General features: G+C 62.3%; 18 protein-coding genes. 8 read left to right on the top strand and 10 right to left on the bottom strand.

Annotated elements, in window-relative coordinates:
* The first annotated feature begins 181 nt into the window (after window positions 1–181).
* Window positions 182–409, top strand: a complete 228-nt coding sequence (locus JL39_RS11025; RefSeq protein WP_081952795.1) for a type II toxin-antitoxin system HigB family toxin — start codon at window positions 182–184, stop codon at window positions 407–409.
* An 11-nt stretch (window positions 410–420) separates the two neighbouring features.
* Window positions 421–798, top strand: coding sequence for a transcriptional regulator (locus tag JL39_RS11020; RefSeq protein WP_037149875.1), 378 nt, complete (start codon window positions 421–423; stop codon window positions 796–798).
* A gap of 10 nt (window positions 799–808) precedes the next feature.
* Here the strand turns inward: JL39_RS11020 and JL39_RS11015 are convergent, their stop codons facing one another.
* The 7 genes from JL39_RS11015 to JL39_RS10985 form a co-directional block, all read right to left on the bottom strand.
* Window positions 809–1,981, bottom strand: coding sequence for a Gfo/Idh/MocA family oxidoreductase (locus tag JL39_RS11015; RefSeq protein WP_037149874.1), 1,173 nt, complete (start codon window positions 1,979–1,981; stop codon window positions 809–811).
* A gap of 48 nt (window positions 1,982–2,029) precedes the next feature.
* The gene (locus tag JL39_RS11010) at window positions 2,030–2,443 is read right to left on the bottom strand and encodes a DUF2442 domain-containing protein (protein ID WP_037149872.1); all 414 of its coding nucleotides are present in this window, start codon (window positions 2,441–2,443) and stop codon (window positions 2,030–2,032) included.
* Window positions 2,444–2,644: 201 nt separating this feature from the next.
* Complete coding sequence (locus JL39_RS11005) at window positions 2,645–3,697, bottom strand: sugar phosphate isomerase/epimerase (protein WP_037149870.1); 1,053 nt, start codon at window positions 3,695–3,697, stop codon at window positions 2,645–2,647.
* Window positions 3,698–3,773: 76 nt separating this feature from the next.
* Window positions 3,774–4,739, bottom strand: coding sequence for a substrate-binding domain-containing protein (locus JL39_RS11000; protein ID WP_037149868.1), 966 nt, complete (start codon window positions 4,737–4,739; stop codon window positions 3,774–3,776).
* Between the two features lie 89 nt (window positions 4,740–4,828).
* Window positions 4,829–5,830 (bottom strand): ABC transporter permease, encoded by a 1,002-nt coding sequence (locus JL39_RS10995; protein WP_037149864.1) that lies wholly within the window; start codon window positions 5,828–5,830, stop codon window positions 4,829–4,831.
* Window positions 5,830–7,353 carry a sugar ABC transporter ATP-binding protein gene (locus JL39_RS10990; RefSeq protein WP_037149861.1) on the bottom strand — a complete coding sequence of 508 codons (1,524 nt, stop codon included), beginning with the start codon at window positions 7,351–7,353 and terminating at the stop codon, window positions 5,830–5,832. Before JL39_RS10990 ends, JL39_RS10995 begins: the two co-directional genes overlap by 1 nt.
* Before the next feature lie 107 nt (window positions 7,354–7,460).
* Complete coding sequence (locus JL39_RS10985) at window positions 7,461–8,456, bottom strand: LysR substrate-binding domain-containing protein (protein WP_081952794.1); 996 nt, start codon at window positions 8,454–8,456, stop codon at window positions 7,461–7,463.
* Window positions 8,457–8,565: 109 nt separating this feature from the next.
* On the opposite strand from JL39_RS10985, the gene JL39_RS10980 reads away from it, so the two are divergent.
* Complete coding sequence (locus JL39_RS10980; protein WP_037149858.1) at window positions 8,566–9,444, top strand: aldo/keto reductase family oxidoreductase; 879 nt, start codon at window positions 8,566–8,568, stop codon at window positions 9,442–9,444.
* A gap of 235 nt (window positions 9,445–9,679) precedes the next feature.
* Entirely contained in the window at window positions 9,680–9,967 is a 288-nt protein-coding gene (locus JL39_RS10975) for a hypothetical protein (RefSeq protein ID WP_152601101.1), read from the top strand.
* Window positions 9,968–10,149: 182 nt separating this feature from the next.
* On the opposite strand, the gene JL39_RS10970 is transcribed toward JL39_RS10975, so the two are convergent.
* Both JL39_RS10970 and odc2 read right to left on the bottom strand, forming a co-directional pair.
* Window positions 10,150–10,719 carry an N-acetyltransferase gene (locus JL39_RS10970; protein WP_037149852.1) on the bottom strand — a complete coding sequence of 190 codons (570 nt, stop codon included), beginning with the start codon at window positions 10,717–10,719 and terminating at the stop codon, window positions 10,150–10,152.
* Between the two features lie 110 nt (window positions 10,720–10,829).
* A complete protein-coding gene (odc2, locus tag JL39_RS10965) occupies window positions 10,830–11,963 on the bottom strand; it encodes an ornithine/lysine decarboxylase (protein WP_037149849.1) in 1,134 nt (377 codons plus the stop codon).
* A gap of 543 nt (window positions 11,964–12,506) precedes the next feature.
* Here odc2 and JL39_RS10960 point away from each other — a divergent pair.
* From JL39_RS10960 to JL39_RS10950, 3 genes are all read left to right on the top strand, one after another.
* Window positions 12,507–13,400, top strand: a complete 894-nt coding sequence (locus JL39_RS10960) for a LysR family transcriptional regulator (protein ID WP_037149846.1) — start codon at window positions 12,507–12,509, stop codon at window positions 13,398–13,400.
* 290 nt (window positions 13,401–13,690) lie between these two features.
* The gene (locus tag JL39_RS10955; protein ID WP_152601102.1) at window positions 13,691–14,308 is read left to right on the top strand and encodes a DUF1007 family protein; all 618 of its coding nucleotides are present in this window, start codon (window positions 13,691–13,693) and stop codon (window positions 14,306–14,308) included.
* Window positions 14,302–15,348, top strand: a complete 1,047-nt coding sequence (locus JL39_RS10950) for a nickel/cobalt transporter (protein WP_037149840.1) — start codon at window positions 14,302–14,304, stop codon at window positions 15,346–15,348. The genes JL39_RS10955 and JL39_RS10950 overlap by 7 nt, the downstream gene beginning before the upstream one ends.
* A 13-nt stretch (window positions 15,349–15,361) precedes the next feature.
* Here the strand turns inward: JL39_RS10950 and JL39_RS10945 are convergent, their stop codons facing one another.
* Entirely contained in the window at window positions 15,362–16,351 is a 990-nt protein-coding gene (locus JL39_RS10945; RefSeq protein WP_037149837.1) for a zinc-dependent alcohol dehydrogenase family protein, read from the bottom strand.
* A 100-nt stretch (window positions 16,352–16,451) separates the two neighbouring features.
* Here JL39_RS10945 and JL39_RS10940 point away from each other — a divergent pair, with 100 nt between their 5' ends.
* Window positions 16,452–17,351, top strand: coding sequence for a LysR family transcriptional regulator (locus tag JL39_RS10940; protein WP_037149835.1), 900 nt, complete (start codon window positions 16,452–16,454; stop codon window positions 17,349–17,351).
* Window positions 17,352–17,357: the final 6 nt, after the last annotated feature.

The following is a 17,357-nucleotide window of genomic DNA, read 5'->3' as shown; positions in this document are numbered from 1 at the left end:
ACAGGGCAAAGGTACGGATTTCTGAAACGTTGCAGAGGCAGAGAACATGGCGCAGTAAGGCCTCTTGTTTCCAAATTGGGAACCGACTATATGTTTGGCAAGGCGCGTGATAGCAAAGTCGACGCTCGTGAAGTTCTGCCAGCGGCTCCCGAAGGGACAACGAGCGGCGACTGAAACGGCCATGGCGGACTGGTATACAACGATCTCAAATGTCGGATGGAAGACCTTCGCGGACGTGAAGGCAATCTTCAATTCGGCGGATTATGTGTCGAGCGGAAAGATCGTCTTTGATGTCGGCGGCAACAAATACCGTATCGTTGCGCTCATCGGCTTTCGAACCCAGCGGGTCTTCATCCTGTTCGTCGGGACACATGCCGAATACGACAGCATCGATGTCGCAAAGCTCTGAGAGGTCACGAAATGGATATCGGTTCTATCCGCACGCTGCTCAATGAAACCGAATACGAGGAAGCGCTGAAAGCGGTTCGCCCCTATTTCGAGAACGAGCCCGAGGACGGCACGATTGAGGCCGCCCATTTCGATGCGCTCATGCTACTGATCGAAGAATATGAAGCCAGGCATTACCCGATCCCGCAAGCTTCGCCGGCCGAAGTCCTGAAATCGGTCATGGAAGCCAACAACTACACCCGCGCGGACCTGATCGAGATCCTCGGGTCGAAATCCCGTGCCGCGGACCTGTTGAACGGACGGCGCGAGATCAACCTCGACCAGATCAGAAAGATCAGCCGGGCGTGGCATATCCCGGCTGGAGCACTGGTGGGCCAGATTTCAGGTTAAGAGCCGCGTTTCACACCTTCACCCACGCCCCGTTCTTCTTCGAGGATGCAACGCAGGCCTCCACGAAGGCCACTCCCTTCACGCCGTCGTCGACCGTCGGATAGATGACGGCCTTGTCGAGCGCCACACCCTTCTTCTTCGCGTTGATGGCGCGCGCCGCCTCCGTATAGATCGTCGCGAAGGCTTCGAGATAGCCTTCCGGATGACCGGAGGGGATGCGGGAAACCCGGGCGGCGGCAGGGCCGGAACCGGCGCCGGCGCGGGTGATGAGCCGCTTCGATTCGCCGAAGGGCGTGAACCACAGATAGTTCGGGTCCGCCTGCACCCATTCGATGCCACCCTTGGTGCCGTAGACGCGGATCTTCAATCCATTCTCATGGCCCGGCGCTACCTGGCTGCACCACAGCATGCCCTTGGCACCGCCTTCGAAACGCAACAGCACATGGGCGTTGTCATCGAGCCGGCGGCCTTCGACAAACGTATCGAGATCGGCGGCGAGGCTCTCGAGCGTCAGCCCGGTGATGAAGGAAGCGAGGTTATAGGCATGCGTGCCGATATCGCCGGTCGAGCCGCCGGCACCCGACTGGGCCGGATCGGTGCGCCAGACCGCCTGCTTGGCGCCGGTCTGCTCGACCGCCTCGGTCAGCCAGTCCTGCGGATATTCCACCTGCACGATACGGATCTTGCCGAGATCGCCGTTCTGGACCATCTCGCGCGCCTGCCGCACCATCGGATAGCCGGTGTAATTGTGGGTGAGGATGAAAAGCGCATCGCTCTCCTCAGCCGCCTTCCTGAGCTTCTTGGCATCGGCGAGGTTGGAGGTGAGCGGTTTGTCGCAGATCACATGGATGCCACGCCTGAGGAATTCCTTGGCAGCGTCGTAATGCACGTGATTGGGCGTCACGATCGAGACCGCCTCGATGCCGTTCTTCAGCCGTGCCTCGCGGATCGCCATTTCCTTGTAGGAACCATAGGTGCGCGCCGGGTCGAGCCCGAGATCCCGCCCCGAGGCGATCGCCTTTTCCGGGGTTGACGACAGCGCGCCCGCGACAAGCTCGAACTGGTCGTCCAGCCTTGCCGCCATGCGATGCACCGCCCCGATGAAGGCGCCTGCACCGCCACCCACCATGCCGAGCCGGATGCGGGGCTCGCGCGTCTCATCGTCCTTGCCTTCGATTGCCATGAAATATCCTCTCCTGGAAAAATTGTCGTTGTTCAGCGGCAGGCGTGGTCAAGAGCCGTTCACAGCCTTTCGGGGCCGCCCGCCCTTGGCTCCATTGGCACGGCTTGCGGCTACTTTGGCCGATGATCTGGATTGCCCGCCCTTGCGCTGTGCGTCCATGAAGGTCCTGCTACCGAAAACGCCACGCATCAGGCCGGAGATCGAGTAATCGACATCCAGTCTCTCCCAGTGGAGGCCGGTTTCGCCCAAGAGTTCAACTTCGGCCAATTGGCCGTCCGTCGCATCAGTCAGGCCTTCGAGCGAACGTCCCGGGACCATGAAAGCAGCGCCATTTGCGAACTCGACCACGATACGACCGGAAGGGACATCAAAGCGGGCGGAGACCGGGATCGACCTCTGCGCCCGCTCCTTTTCCCAGCGCCGCTTGGCCTCGCCGAGTTCCGCATCCGTGACTTCAACCATGATACTTTCTCCAAGTCTCCTGGAATAACTGCCGGCTCGCCTCGATGACCGCGACCGCCCGCCGCGGTCAGACATGCCGCCCTGTGTCAGAACCTTGAGCGTCGCGTAACCCATGCTGGCGAAGAACGGTGACCAAGCCATCAACAACCTACCTTGTTAGGTTTCTCAAGCATGACCACCGCCTCTATTCCGGCTTCAGTCTCAAAGCCCGAGCATCCGCCGGTTGGCCGCTTCGTCCGTGCCGCCGCTGGCAAAATCGTCGAAAGCCTTTTCGGTAACGCGGATGATATGCGCCTTGACGAATTCTGCCCCTTCGCGCGCACCGTCCTCGGAATTCTTCAGCGCGCATTCCCATTCGACCACGGCCCAGCCGTCGAAATCATTGGCGGCCATCTTCGAGAAGATCGCCCCGAAATCCACCTGCCCGTCGCCCGGCGAACGGAAACGCCCTGCCCGGTTCACCCAGCCCTGATAACCGCCATAGACGCCCTGCCGGCCGGTCGGATTGAATTCCGCGTCCTTGACGTGGAACATCCGGATCCGGTCCTTGTAGATGTCGATGTGGTCGAGATAGTCGAGGCATTGCAGAACGTAATGCGACGGATCGTAGAGCATGTTGGCGCGTTTGTGGTTCTTCACGCGCTCCAGGAACATCTCGAAAGTCACGCCGTCATGCAGGTCCTCGCCCGGATGAATTTCGTAGCAGACGTCGACGCCGCAGTCTTCCGCATGGTCGAGGATCGGCGTCCAGCGTTTCGCGAGTTCGTCGAAAGCTGTCTCCACAAGGCCCGCCGGGCGCTGCGGCCAGGGATAGATGAAGGGCCAGGCGAGCGCGCCGGAGAAGGTCGCATGCGCCTTGATGCCGAGATGCTTGGAGGCTGTCAGCGCCATCTTGACCTGTTCCACGGCCCATGCCTGCCGTGCCTTCGGATTGCCGCGGACCTCGGGTGCGGCAAAACCGTCGAAGGCCTCGTCATAGGCCGGATGCACGGCGACGAGCTGACCCTGGAGATGAGTGGAAAGCTCGGTCACCTCGATGCCGTTCGCACGCGCGATGCCGGCGAATTCGTCGCAATAATCCTTGGACGCGGCGGCCTTCTTCAGATCGATGAGCTGACCGGCCCAGGTCGGCACCTGGACGCCGACATAGCCTTTTTCGGCCGCCCATTTGGTAATCGAATCCCAGGAATTGAACGGCGCGGCATCACCTGCGAACTGACCGAGAAAGATGGCTGGTCCCTTGATCGTCTTCATGGTTTTCCTCCTGGGGAAATCAAAAGCTGGACGTGAAAAGAGGCGCGCCCGCAAAAGGCGCGCCTCCTGTGGGTGATCAGAACGGAGAATCCGGGAAGTAGAACTGCTCGGCATTGTCCTTGGTGACGAGCGTCGCATCCAGGATGTATTCGCCGCTGACCGGAATCTGGTCGTAGAAATGAGCCGCGGTGAGCTGCATGGCGGTCGCAACCATGGCCGGCGGATAGAGCACGTCGACCGGCACCATCTTGTCGCCGTCCATGACGCGCTTGATCATGTCCTTGGAGCCGGCGCCGGCGACGATATACTGGATATCGGTGCGCTTGGCCTGCTCTATGGCCTCGAGGACGCCGACGGCCATGTCGTCATCCTGACACCAGACCACGTCGATCTTCGGATATTTCGTCAGGTAGTCCTGCATGACGCGGAATGCGTCGTCGCGGTTCCAGTTGCCGTACTGGCGTTCCAGAACCTTGACGCTGGAGCCGGCAATCCCCTTGTCGAAACCGTCCTGGCGCTGCTGGTCGATCGGGATCGGCAGACCGCGGATGACGACGACTTCGGCATTCGGCGTGGTCTTGGCGATATATTCGCCGGCGACCTGGCCAAGTGCCGGATTGTTGCCGGCGACATAGAGGTCGCGGACCGAGCTGTCGTTGTTCGACGGCGCACGGTCTACAAGCGCCACGAAGGCTCCGCTGTCCTTCACCTGCTGGATGGCGTTGACGAGCGGGTCCGGATCGGTCGGCAGGATGACGAGGCCGTCGATACCCTGGACCGCAAGGTCCTGCACGGCATTGGCCTGGCTTGCCGGATCCGGCGACGTCTTGACGATGACGTTGAGGCCGGGATTCTGCTGCATCAGCAGCTTGGCGACGCGTTCGGCATGGAAGACGACGCCGGCCGTCCAGCCGTGGTCGGCCGCCGGAATGGAAACGCCGATCGTCACCTTCTTTTCCTCCTGGGCCCAGGCAAGGCCCGGACCGACGGCAACCGAAGCTGCAAACGCTGCCGCGGCCAGCCCGAAAGTTCTTCTACGCATGGTCTCTCTCCCAAATGTTGTGCGGGGTCTCTTAATTCCTCCGTTCCGGGCCTGCCCCAATATGCCCGGCCGATTCTCTCGATTCCTTGTTACTTCCGCATCAGCGAGCGCTGTACCAGCATGGCGATGATGATGATCGCCCCCTGGATCGCGCCGATGAGATATTCGCTGACGAAGTTCGAAAGCAGCATGATGTTGCCGACGATCTCCAGGATGAAGGCGCCGCAGACCGTCCCCCAGATGCGGCCGACGCCGCCCCTGAGTGCCGTGCCGCCGACCACCACAGCGGTGATCGCCTGCAGTTCCCAAAGGATGCCCGTGGTGGCCGATGTCGAGCCGAGGCGCGGCACGTAGAGGAGCACGGCCACCGCCACGCACAGCCCCTGCACGACATAGGCGATGGTGCGCACGCGGTTGACCGAGATGCCGGAATAGCGTGCCACGTCCTCGTTGGACCCGACTGCGATCACATGCCGGCCGTAACGGGTGCGGTAGAGCACGAAGGCGGCGATCGCAGCGGTGACGAAGATGATGATGATCGGCACCGGAATGCCGGCGATGGAGCCGAAATAGACCGGCCGGTAGAGCGCCTGCAACTCGCGGTCGCGCAACGTGATTGCACCGCCCTGGGAAAGCCAGGTCGTCAGCCCCCGGTAGATGCCCATCGTACCGAGCGTGGCGATGAAAGGCTCGATGCGGCCGATCGTGGTGATCAGCCCGTTGAAGAGCCCGCAGGCCGCGCCAAGCGCGAGCGCCACCAGCATGGCGGTGATCAGCATGAACAGCGGGTCAGCGATGGTGCCGGAATTCATGAACAGGATCATCAGGCTGGCGACGAAAGCGACCATCGAGCCGACGGAAAGGTCGAGCCCGCCCGACGAGATCACATAGGTCGCGCCGAGCGCGATGATCGCGATGAAGGCGCTGCGGGTGATGACGTTCATCAGGTTCGCGACCGATATGAAGTTCGGGTTCGCGAAATAACCGAGCACCAGGAGGAGCGCCAGCGCGATGAACGGCGCGACCGCCGCCATGTCCCAGTCCTTCGAGGTCTTCGGCGCCTTGGTGGTTTCGGTGGCGACGGAACTCATCAAGCAGCCTCCCCGGATTTGACGCCCGTCGCAAGCTGGACGATCTCGTTCTCGTTCATGTGTTCTCCCGTCACCTCGCCGACGATCCGGCCGGACCGCATGACGAGAATGCGGTCGCAGATGCCGATCAGTTCCGGCATTTCGGAGGAGACGACGATGATCGAACGCCCCTCGTCCGCCAGCCTGGCGATGAATTTGTAGATCTGTTCCTTGTTGCCGATATCGATACCACGCGTCGGCTCATCGATGATGACGACCTGCGGATCGAGCATCATCATCTTGGCGATCAAAAGCTTCTGCTGGTTGCCGCCGGAAAGCTGGCCGGCCAGGATGTCCCTGGCGCCGGTGCGGATGTCGAAGTCGCGGATCGCCTGGTCGAGCGCTTCGCTCTCGCGTTTCCGGTCGATCTGCAACGCGCCGACGAATTTACCGAGCGAGGCGAGCGTCAGGTTGACACGCAGATCCTTGGTGAGCAGCAGGCCCTTGCCCTTGCGGTCTTCGGAGAGATAGGCAACGCCGGCCTTGAGGCTCGTATGGACCTGGCGGAAATCGACCGGCTGGCCATTGAGGCGCACGGTGCCGCGGCTCGGGCGAAGGCCGACGAGCCCTTCCATCAATTCCGTTCGGCCGGCGCCGACAAGGCCCGCAAAGCCGAGGATCTCGCCCTTTCGCAGCTTGAAGGACGCATCCTGCGCATAGCCCGGAACGTTGAGGTGCTCGACCTCCAGCACTGTTTCCCGGACTTCCGCGGCGTGGCGATCCGGATAGAGCTTGGCCACATCGCGGCCGACCATGAGGCGTGCCATGTCGGCGGGTTGCAGTTCGCTCGCCGCATGGGAGGCGACGAGGCGTCCGTCGCGCAGCACCGTTACGCGGTCGGCAATCTCCTTCACCTCCGGCAGGCGGTGGGAGATGTAGAGCACGCCGACGCCCTTGGCGCGGATATCCCTGATGACCTTCAGGAGCGCCTCGGTTTCGTGCGGCGTGAGCGAGGCGGTCGGCTCGTCGAAGATGACGATGCGATGCGGCACGAGCAGCACACGGGCGATCTGGACGATCTGGCGCTGGGCGATCGACAGGCGCGAGACGATGGCATTCGGATCGATATCGCCGCCGAGATCGCCGATGGCTTTCGCGGCCCCTTCGTTCATGGTGCGATCGTCGACGCCGATCCCCTTCCTGATCTCGCGGCCGAGATAGATGTTCTGGGCAACCGTGAGGTCGGGCGCGAGCAGGATTTCCTGGTGCACCAGCACGATGCCGCGGCGCTCCGCATCCACCGGACCGGAGAAGCTGACCGCCTCGCCATCCATCCTGATCTCGCCCCGGCTGGGAGCCAGGTTGCCGGCGAGAATCTTCATGAGCGTCGATTTGCCGGCGCCGTTTTCGCCGATGATCGCGTGCACCTCGCCTGCCCGGACGGTAAGGTCGATGTCCTTCAGGACCTCGACGATGCCGAACGTCTTGGAAAGACCCATCGCCTCCATGAGTGGAACGGAAGAACTGACCTTGGCCGCAGTCATCGCGGGACACTCGGAATCACGCGCACAAAGGCGCATCCAGCCGTGACAGCCCTCATGGCGCGGACGTCATGATCGATGATTACATGCACCTGAATTTCCTCCCGAGATCAGGCTAACGAAGATTCTGAGGTACGTAAAGCAGATTTCGAGCCGTTTGCACCTTGCACAACCGCTGGCACGGCCTCATCGGCATGCCACCCGGATCCGGAGTAATCCTTCATGAAATCGATGAAGGCCCGCAGCGGTGCCGGCACCAGCCGTCGGCCGGGATAATAGAGAAACGGACCGGAGAAGGGCTGCCACCACGGTTCCAGCACCGGTTCCAGCGCACCGCTCTCCAGATACGGCCGCAGCCAGTCTTCAAACAGATGGATAATGCCCAAGCCCTGGATAGCGGTCTCGATCGCCAGTTCGACGCCGCCGGCCGGCCGCACGACGAGTGGCCCTCCCGCATCGATGCGCACGACCTCGCCCTCACGCTCGAATTCCCACGCGGGGATGACACCGCTTGAAAACCGTCCGCGCAGGCAGGCGTGATTGAGCAGGTCGCGGGGATGTTCAGGCCGCCCGTGGCGCTTGAGATATGCAGGAGATGCGGCCGTGGCAAAGCGTTGTGTCCTCGGACCGATCGGCACGGCGATCATGTCCTGTTCCAGCCGTTCATCGTAGCGGATGCCGGCGTCGCAGCCAGCCGCGAGAACGTCGACGAAACTGTCTTCGGCGATCACCTCCAGCCGAATATCGGGATAGGCCTTCAGGAAGGGTGGGACAATCCTGGGCAGCACCAGCCGGGCGACGCCCACGGGAACGTTGAGGCGCAGCAGCCCGGCCGGCTTTTCCCTGTAGCCGTTCACCACATCGAGCGCCGTCTCCATTTCGGCCAGCACCGGACCGAGACGTTCGAGCAGGCCCGCGCCCGCCTCCGTCGGAACAACGCTTCGGGTGGTTCGGTTGAGGAGGCGCACGCCGAGCTGGGCTTCCAGCCGACGCACTGCTTCGCTCAATGCCGACGCGCTGGCGCCGCTGGCTCTCGCTCCCTCGCGAAAGCCCCTGGCGCGGGCAACCGTGACGAAGGCGCCCAGATCTCCAAGGTCCAACCCCATTGTTCGCCTTTCCGCACAAGCTGTGCCGATTGTATCGGATTATCTGGCCAGAGAACAGCGCCTATCTCGTCCCCATCGGCAATCAAACTCGCCGCAAAGGAGAGAGATCATGACGCATATCCAGAAGGCCGGCAGCTTTGGGCTCGGCGACCGCACCGTAAAACGCCTCGGCTATGGCGCAATGCAGCTTGCCGGACCCGGCGTGTTCGGGCCGCCGAAGGATCGCGAAATGGCCCTGACGGTGCTGCGCGAGGCGGTATTCGCCGGTGTCGACCATATCGATACCAGCGACTTCTACGGTCCGCACGTCACCAACCAGCTGATCCGCGAAGCGCTTCGCCCCTATCCCGACGACCTGACGATCGTCACCAAGATCGGCGCCCGTCGCGGCGATGATGCAGCCTGGATCCCCGCCTTCACACCCGAAGAACTCACCGCCCAGGTCCACGACAACCTGCGCAACCTGGGCCTCGACGCATTGGAGGTCGTCAACCTCAGGATCATCTTCGGCATTCACGGGCCAGTCGAGGGCTCCATCGAGGAGCAGGTCACGGCTCTTGCGAAGCTGCAGGAACAAGGACTGGTGCGGCACATCGGCCTCAGCAACGCTACACGGACCCAGATCGCCGAGGCACGGCGGATCGTCGACATCGTCTGCGTGCAAAATCACTACAATCTGGTTCATCGGGACGATGACCGGCTGATCGATGAGCTTTCAGCCGAGGGGATCGCCTATGTTCCCTTTTTCCCGCTCGGCGGCTTCACACCGTTGCAGTCCGCCACCCTTTCGAATGTCGCGGCAAGGCTGGATGCAACGCCCATGCAGGTTGCCCTTGCCTGGTTGCTTCAGCGGGCGCCGAACATCCTGCTGATCCCCGGCACATCCTCAGTCGCACATCTGCGGGAAAATCTGGCCGCTGCCGAACTGGAACTGCCGCAGGATGCAGTGGTGGAATTGAACGGCATCGCAGAGACAGCTGCAACCTGATGCAGTCTTGGGGCCGCATACAGCGGCCCCAAGACTGGCGCATCTCCACCAATTGGTCACGGTGTTCCATCAGGTCGCGCAGTTCCAGCCGCTCCGGCTCCGGTCGCACCTGTGCCGGCAAGTCCATCGTCACGCCATAGCGCGCAGAATGTGGGCATCGACCCGGTCGATCCTGGCTCCTGGCCAGGAAACCGGAGGCCTGGGCAAACTGACGCGCCTTGCGTGGGTTGGCCTGGTGGAAGGGCTGTCCGGCTTCATGCAGCCGAAGGCACAGAGCCCGATCGTAACGACCGGTCGCTTCAAGGCCACAGAAGCCCTGCCGTCCGCCCAGCTGTGCCAGGAAGGCATCGTGCCCTTTCGCGTCGTTGGAAAACCGGCTTCGTCGGCCAGTCGGATGAAGAAAGCAATCCAGCCATTGTTTGGAAACGTCGATCCCGACGATGCAAGATGCTATCGTCATGAGGCCCGTCCTTATCCTGCGGGATCGCCGCGCCAATGGCCTCCCGATCAACTGTTCGGGTGACAGAAGTCGAAACGGCAGCCTACCGGGCTCGGCCACCGTTTCTCACTACCAAAGATGACCAAGGTACGCTCCCGACCCCCTCAATCTAACAAATCGACACGGCCAGCATAGATAAGGATGACGTCATGCATGCCGGAAGGTGCGTCAACAAGGGAAACGCAAGGCCTGCAGAATGCTTTGGATCAGGCGAGCTTGCGTCCGCTTGGCACGATCATGCCCGCAGCCCCTTCAAGCCAGCCGGCCTTCAGCTCGAGCGCCAGGAAACGGGAGCGCTCGAACGGGCCGGGCATGACGAGATGCCGGGTCTTGTCGGCAAAGAAGCCGAACCGCTCGTAATAGGCTGAGTCGCCGACGAGCAGGATGGCGCCGTGGCCGCGCCCGCGGGCTTCGGTGACCGCCGCCCGCATCAGGGCGCCGCCGATGCCCTTGCCCTCGTGGGCGGAATCGACCGCCAGCGGCCCGAGCAGCAGCGCCTCGATCGGCTGGCCGTCGGGGGAAATACCGGCTTCGATGTTCCACAACCGAACCGTGGCGATCACGTGTCCCGCCGTATCCCGGGCGACGAGCGCCAGCCCTTCCGCCGGCACGCGGCCGCGGCGGATCTTCTCCGACGACTTCAGCCTCCGATCCGGCCCCATGGCACGGTCGAGCAGGTTTTCGCGAGCAACCACGTCGGCCGGAGTTTCGGCGCCTATGGTGAAAGTGGGGTTCGGCGCAAAGAATGCGCGCACAGAATCAAGAACAGCGGCCATCTTGGCCTCCCGTACCCAATACCGTTATCAGCGGTGATGAAGAGGAATTGTGGATTTGCCGCCCCGGCTGGGTACGGGGCTGGCGGTATTAGGGAGCGGAAATCCGCCCCTTAGATGACGTAGGCCTTCAGAGGCTCGAAGCCGTTGAAGGCGACCGCCGAATAGGTCGTCGTATAGGCGCCGGTGCCTTCGATCAGAACCTCGTCGCCGATGGTCAGCGTCACCGGCAGCGGATACATGTTCTTCTCGTAGAGCACGTCCGCGCTGTCGCAGGTCGGGCCGGCCAGAACGCAGGGTTCCATCGCATCCTGATCCCGCTCGGTGCGGATCGGATAGCGGATCGCCTCGTCCATGGTTTCGGCGAGACCGCCGAACTTGCCGATGTCGAGGAAGATCCAGCGATGGTTGTCGTTGTCCGACTTCTTCGACACGAGAACGACTTCCGCCTTGATGACGCCTGCATTGCCGACCATGCCGCGACCCGGCTCGATGATCGTCTTCGGCAGGTTGTTGCCGAAATGCTTGCGCAGCGAAGCGAAGATCGCCTGGCCATAGGCTTCGGCGGACGGCACGTCGCGCAGGTACTTTGTCGGGAAACCGCCGCCCATGTTGACCATCTGCAGGTGGATCCCCTGCTTGGCAAGCTGCGCAAAAACGCGGCGTGCATCGGCAAGCGCCGAATCCCACGCATCGACCTTGGTCATCTGCGAACCGACATGGAAGGAGACGCCGTAGGATTCCAGGCCAAGCTGGTGAGCGTAGACGAGCACGTCGACGGCCATCTGCGGCACGCAGCCGAACTTGCGGGAAAGCGGCCATTCGGCGCCTTCGCCATCGGTCAGCACGCGGCAGAACACCTTGGCGCCCGGAGCGGCGCGGGAAATCTTCTCGACTTCCTCATGGCTGTCGACGGCGAACAGGCCGACGCCAAGCGCATGGGCGCGTGCGACGTCGCGTTCCTTCTTGATCGTATTGCCGAAGGAGATGCGGTCGGCGGTGGCGCCGGCGTCGAGTGCCATCTGAATTTCTGCAACCGAGGCGCAGTCGAAGCTCGAGCCCATGGCAGCGAGCAGCTTCAGGATTTCCGGAGCCGGGTTGGCCTTGACCGCATAGTAGATCGCGCTGTCCGGCAGGGCGTGACGGAAGGCGGTGAAATTGTCGCGCACGACGTCGAGATCGACAACAAGGCACGGTCCTTCCGGACGTCGGGTCTTGATGAAGTCGAGAATACGAGCAGTGGTCATCGGTCAGTCCCTTCGAAATCTCAAAGCTCCGGCGAACCGGAGGACAAAGGACGGATGAGAATGCACCTGGACCCAGCCGGTGGAGACACTGGTTCCTTGACACGCTCAAACGCGCGATCTTTGGATCAACGCCCTGCCACGAGCGAAGATCCGGCTTTGTCTGCCATGGATTGGAGGGAAAATCCCAACCGCACTTCCGGCAATGATGGTGTGCCTCTTCAGTATTGCAGGCTGATGGAAAGCCTGCAGAGACCAGAAAGGCCCGCACCGTCGTTGCTTCAAGATGTCCTCGCATTTCCCGGTTGGCCGGAATAGCGACTGGAGGGGTTAATTCCAGGTACCTTACCGATGACCTCACCTTAGGGATGGTTCCCAGTTCGAGGGTCGGCGGACACCCACAGGCACGTGCGACTTTGGGCAAGCCGGGAGATAAGAATATTCGCGGTCATAATCAAGAGATTTTTTTACCGTCGTCAAAAATTCGCATTGCACAATGGAACATGAAATCCCACCTAGGACATCACGCAGCCAAGGGGGCGACATTTGGATACTTTGACGCGCATGCGGGCCTTCATTGATGTGGTTGAAGCGGAAGGCTTTTCGGCCGCCGCCAGGCGAACCGGCCGGTCCAAGGCCCTGCTGTCGAAATACGTGCGCGAACTGGAAGACGATCTCGGCGCGCTGCTACTCAACCGCACCACGCGTCAGTTCTCGCTGACCGAGGCCGGCCACACCTATTACCGCACGGCCGCGGACATCCTGAAGGAGATCGACAACCTCGCTGACCTGGTGCGCGAAAACAATGCCGACTTGAAGGGCCGCCTGCGCGTTTCCGTGCCGCGCACCTTCATCGATGCGGAAGTCGGCCAGTCGATGATCGACTTCGCCAAATCGCATCCGGATGTCTCGCTCGAAATCGTCGCAGAAGACCGGTTCGTCGACCTGATCGAGGAGAATTTCGACCTGGCGATCCGAATCACCAAGCTGGAGGATTCGGGTCTCATCGCCAGAAAGCTCTCCGACTTTCGGGTCTATGCGGTGGCGACCGCCGACGTGGTGGCAAAATACGGTCCGCTCGAGCATCCCCAGGACCTGAACCGCGTCCCCTTCATCATCGACACCAATTCCCGCTGGCACAACAATGTCCGGTTCACCGACAAGGACGGCTCAATGATCTCGGTCGCCGTCACCGGCCCGATCGAGGTAAACAGCCCGCAGGCGACTCTGCGTGCCGCCCGCGCCGGCATCGGGGTGGCGATCATACCCGATTTCATTGCCAATGCGTCGATCCAGTCGGGCGAACTCGTGACGCTCTTCGACGACTACATCGCCAAGGATCGGGGCATCTATGCGGTCTATCCGCATCGCCGCTACCTGCCCGCCAAGGTGAGAAGCTTCGTCGATTTCCTCTCCGCCTGGTTCCGCCGGCAGCATTGAGGGACTACCTTCTGCATAGGTTGAGTCGAAATTCCGTCCCAATTGTGCGGCACAGCGCGAGGGACGAAGTGGAGCGATCTCAGATGGGAAAGAAGACAATGCGGCATGCGATCTCCCCCCTTGAGGGGGAGATGCCCGGCAGGGCAGAGGAGGGTGTTCCGGCGTGTTCATCTCCGACTGATCTTGCCGCAGCGTCGCTACCCCCCTCTGTCACCTCCGGTGACATCTCCCCCTCAAGGGGGGAGATCATCGGGAGCTTGCCGAGACGCTTCGCCCTACCTCTCGTCGCACTGGCGTTCACATGTCTGCCGCTGCCGGCGCTCGCCCATCCGCATATCTTCGCCGAGGCGCGGCTGGAAGTCCTGGCCGGCAATGACGGCAATCTCGCCGAACTGCACAATGTCTGGCGCTTCGACGAAGTGTTCTCGTCCAGCGTCCTGCTCGACTTCGACAAGAATACAGACTTGAAGCTCGATGCGGCCGAGCTCGCCGAACTCGGCGAAACGATGCGCAATTCGCTTGCCGACTACCACTATTTCACGACGATCACCGTGAATGGGGCTTCGTTCGAGGTGCAGAAGCCGGACGTGATCCACGCCTCGCTCGACGAGAACAACCAGCTTCTCGTCATCTTCGCGGTCAAGCCGGAAAAGCCGGTCCCGCTCAAGGGCAGACTCGCCTTCGGCATTTACGATCCCTCGCTCTACACCTCGATCGACTTCCCGACCGATGGCGACCTGGTCGTGCAGGGAGCAGGCTTTGCCAAATGTCAGCACAAGGTCGTCCGGCCCGATCCCGACGACGTGATCTCCCAGAACAGCGCCTCATTGACGGACGCCTTCTTCAGCGATCCGGCCGGCACCGACATGTCGAAGCTCTTCGCCACGAGGCTGGAGGTGACATGCTGAAGTCTCGCCGGGCCCTGCCCCTCATCGTCATGACGGTGCTGGCGGTCGCTGGCGCGGCACATGCGCAGTCGCCGCTCGGGGTGGGATCGGCCGAACCGGCATTTTCGATCGGCGGGCCGCTCGGCCCCTTCTTCGCCTGGATCAACGCCCACCAGCAGGCTTTCTACCGGGCGCTGACCGGCGCGCTGAAGGCGATGCGCGAGGACCCGTGGGCGCTCTCCGGCCTGATCGGCCTTTCCTTCGCCTATGGCGTCTTCCACGCCGCCGGCCCCGGCCACGGCAAGGCGGTGATCTCCTCCTACATGATCGCCAACGAGGTTCAACTCAGACGCGGCATCGTCATCTCCCTCGTCTCCGCCCTGCTGCAGGGTGCAGTCGCGATCCTGCTGGTCGGCGCCGCCTATTTCGTGCTGCGCGGCTCCGGCATCACCATGACAGCCGCGACCCAGGCGATGGAGATCGCAAGCTTCGCGCTGGTCGCTCTCTTCGGCGCCTGGCTGCTGGTGAAGAAGATCCGGGCGCTCAGGATGCGCGTCGTCACCTTGCCCATGGCCGCCCCCGCAGGCGCCGGGCGCAGCACGACCGGGCTCAACTTCCAGGCCGTCGAGATCGACGACCACGAGTATCAGGGCGAAGGCGAATATTGCGAAACCTGCGGCGTGAGCCATATGCCCGACCCTGCGATGCTGAAATCGAAGGATTTCAGCCTGCAGGAAGCCTGGTCGGCGATCATTGCGGTCGGTTTGCGACCCTGCTCCGGCGCGATCCTGGTGATGAGCTTTGCGCTTCTGAACAGCCTCTATCTCGGTGGCGTGCTTTCCGTACTCGCCATGTCGATCGGCACGGCGATCACCGTGACCATCCTCGCCATCCTGGCGGTATCCGCCAAAGATGTGGCGGTGAGGATCGCCGGCCCGGGCTCGCGGGCAGGTCGACGTGTCACCCACGCGATCGAGATCGGCGGTGCGCTCTTCGTGCTGCTGGTGGGTCTTTCCCTGCTCGGCGCTTCGTTGCAGGCTTCGAGCCTTGTTGGCGGCTGATCGCGAAAAGCGGTCAGATGGTCACGACGATTTTGCCGAACTGCTCGTTCGATTCGAGAAAGCGGTGCGCCTGGACGATTTCCTCGAAAGGAAAGGTTCTGGCGATCACCGGTCGGAACACCCCCCGCTCCAGCCCGTCGCGGATGAATGCCTTGGCCGTTTCCAGCCGCGCCGGATCGCCGATGATCTCGTGAACCAGGTAGCCACGCAGCGTCAGGCATTTGCCGAGCACGGTGAATAGCGGGAAGGGCGTTGGTTCCGGGCTCAGCCCGCCATATTCGATAAGGATGCCGCCCCGCGCCATCGCGGCCGTCAGGGGCATGAAGATCGATCCGCCGACCGCATCGAACACCACTCTCACGCCGTCCGGACCGGCAATTTCTTTCAACCGGCCCTCCAGATCCTCCTCTGCCGAGGCGATCACATGCGTTGCGCCATTTTTCAGCAAAGCCCCTTTCTTGGCTGACGTCCGCGTGACAGCAACGGGTATCGCACCGACCAGCTTGGCGATTTGGACCGCGGCCAGTCCGACGCTGCTCGATGCTGCGGTGATGACGACGAAATCGCCTCGTTGCAGCCTGGCAATATCGATCAGCGCGCCATAGGCGGTAAGATGGGACATCCAGAGAGCAGCCGCGGCCTCGAAGCCGAGCGATGGCGGATGCCTGACGACGAGATGTTCGGGAAATACGACGAACTCGCCATAGGCGGGCCAGCGGATCATGGAGATCGGCGGCACGATGCTCACCATATCGTCCGGCGCGACGCCTGACACACCTTCCCCGACCGCATCGACGATGCCCGCCGCTTCGAGCCCGAGTCCCGAAGGCAGGGTCGGCGTCTCGATATAGGTTCCCGCCCGCAGCAAAGCCTCGGCTCGGTTAAGACCGAGCGCTTTTACGCGGATACGTACCTCGCCTGAACCCGGCCGCGGGACATCGACATTCTCGATCCGCAGGACTTCCGGGCCACCATGTTGATGGAAGCGGACAACGCGCGCCATTCTCAACTCCAAAACGATTGAACGGAATAAGCTATGCCAACGCCCACAGAAGCGATAAAGAGCTTTCCCGGCACGACAGTCGAAACCAGGAGTTTTCAATATGGATCGTCTGACCAGCATGGCCGTGTTCGTCAAGGCGACCGATCTGGGCTCCTTTGCGGCCGCAGCTGACGCGCTTGATCTTTCCGCTCCCATGGTCGGCAAGCACGTGCAGTTTCTCGAAGAACGGCTCGGCGTCCGCCTCCTCCACCGCACCACGCGCCGCCAGAGCCTTACGGATTTCGGTCGAGCCTATTACGACCGCTGCCGCATGATTTTGGCGGAAGCCGAGGCGGCCGATGCGCTTGCCGCCGACCATCAATCCGAACCGCGCGGAAAGCTGCGGATCGCCATGCCCGTGCATTTCGGCCGTCATTGTGTCCTGCCGATCCTTATGGAATTCGCGCAGCGCCATCCGGCAGTCGAACTCGATCTGTCCTTCAATGACCGGCTTATCGATCTTGCAGAGGACGGCTACGATCTCGCGATCCGCACCGGCGATCTCGATGACAGGGCCGGCGTGATCGCCCGCCGCGTCGCGCGCCAGCCGATGCTGGTCTGCGCATCGCCGGGTTATCTTGCAACTCGTGGCCGGCCGGGGAAGATCGAGGAACTGGCGGCACACCAGGCGGTCGTCTATCGCCGGTCAGGCCCCGTCCCTCCGTGGCTTTTTCCCCGCGATGGGCAATCGCCGCTGGAAATATCGCCGCCCAATCGGTTCCGCCTCGACGACCTTGACGCGGTCGCCGATGCCGCAGCGGCGGGAATGGGGTTAGCCTGGTTGCCGGGTTGGCTCGTGCATGAACGCATTCGCAAAGGCTCGCTCGTGCAGCTTCTGCCGGATGAGCCACCTTTTCTCTACGATTGCCATGCGCTCTGGCTGCAGACGCCGCACCTGCCGCTGAAGGTGCGCCTCGCGGTCGATGCACTGGCTGCGGCCCTGCCGCGGTTCATGCCATGAAGACGG

The organism is Rhizobium sp. YS-1r (assembly GCF_000757525.1).
GTDB lineage: Bacteria > Pseudomonadota > Alphaproteobacteria > Rhizobiales > Rhizobiaceae > Neorhizobium > Neorhizobium petrolearium.
Note: the sequence above shows the minus strand (reverse complement) of the source record. Positions and strands in the feature narration are given on the sequence as shown.

Bases quoted from the DNA above. Each gene is read 5' to 3' on its own strand.
- JL39_RS11025 (WP_081952795.1), top strand. From the start codon at position 182: ATGGCGGACTGGTATACAACGATCTCAAATGTCGGATGGAAGACCTTC.
- JL39_RS11020 (WP_037149875.1), top strand. From the start codon at position 421: ATGGATATCGGTTCTATCCGCACGCTGCTCAATGAAACCGAATACGAG.
- JL39_RS11015 (WP_037149874.1), bottom strand. From the start codon at position 1,981: ATGGCAATCGAAGGCAAGGACGATGAGACGCGCGAGCCCCGCATCCGG.
- JL39_RS11010 (WP_037149872.1), bottom strand. From the start codon at position 2,443: ATGGTTGAAGTCACGGATGCGGAACTCGGCGAGGCCAAGCGGCGCTGG.
- JL39_RS11005 (WP_037149870.1), bottom strand. From the start codon at position 3,697: ATGAAGACGATCAAGGGACCAGCCATCTTTCTCGGTCAGTTCGCAGGT.
- JL39_RS11000 (WP_037149868.1), bottom strand. From the start codon at position 4,739: ATGCGTAGAAGAACTTTCGGGCTGGCCGCGGCAGCGTTTGCAGCTTCG.
- JL39_RS10995 (WP_037149864.1), bottom strand. From the start codon at position 5,830: ATGAGTTCCGTCGCCACCGAAACCACCAAGGCGCCGAAGACCTCGAAG.
- JL39_RS10990 (WP_037149861.1), bottom strand. From the start codon at position 7,353: ATGACTGCGGCCAAGGTCAGTTCTTCCGTTCCACTCATGGAGGCGATG.
- JL39_RS10985 (WP_081952794.1), bottom strand. From the start codon at position 8,456: ATGGGGTTGGACCTTGGAGATCTGGGCGCCTTCGTCACGGTTGCCCGC.
- JL39_RS10980 (WP_037149858.1), top strand. From the start codon at position 8,566: ATGACGCATATCCAGAAGGCCGGCAGCTTTGGGCTCGGCGACCGCACC.
- JL39_RS10970 (WP_037149852.1), bottom strand. From the start codon at position 10,719: ATGGCCGCTGTTCTTGATTCTGTGCGCGCATTCTTTGCGCCGAACCCC.
- odc2 (WP_037149849.1), bottom strand. From the start codon at position 11,963: ATGACCACTGCTCGTATTCTCGACTTCATCAAGACCCGACGTCCGGAA.
- JL39_RS10950 (WP_037149840.1), top strand. From the start codon at position 14,302: ATGCTGAAGTCTCGCCGGGCCCTGCCCCTCATCGTCATGACGGTGCTG.
- JL39_RS10945 (WP_037149837.1), bottom strand. From the start codon at position 16,351: ATGGCGCGCGTTGTCCGCTTCCATCAACATGGTGGCCCGGAAGTCCTG.
- JL39_RS10940 (WP_037149835.1), top strand. From the start codon at position 16,452: ATGGATCGTCTGACCAGCATGGCCGTGTTCGTCAAGGCGACCGATCTG.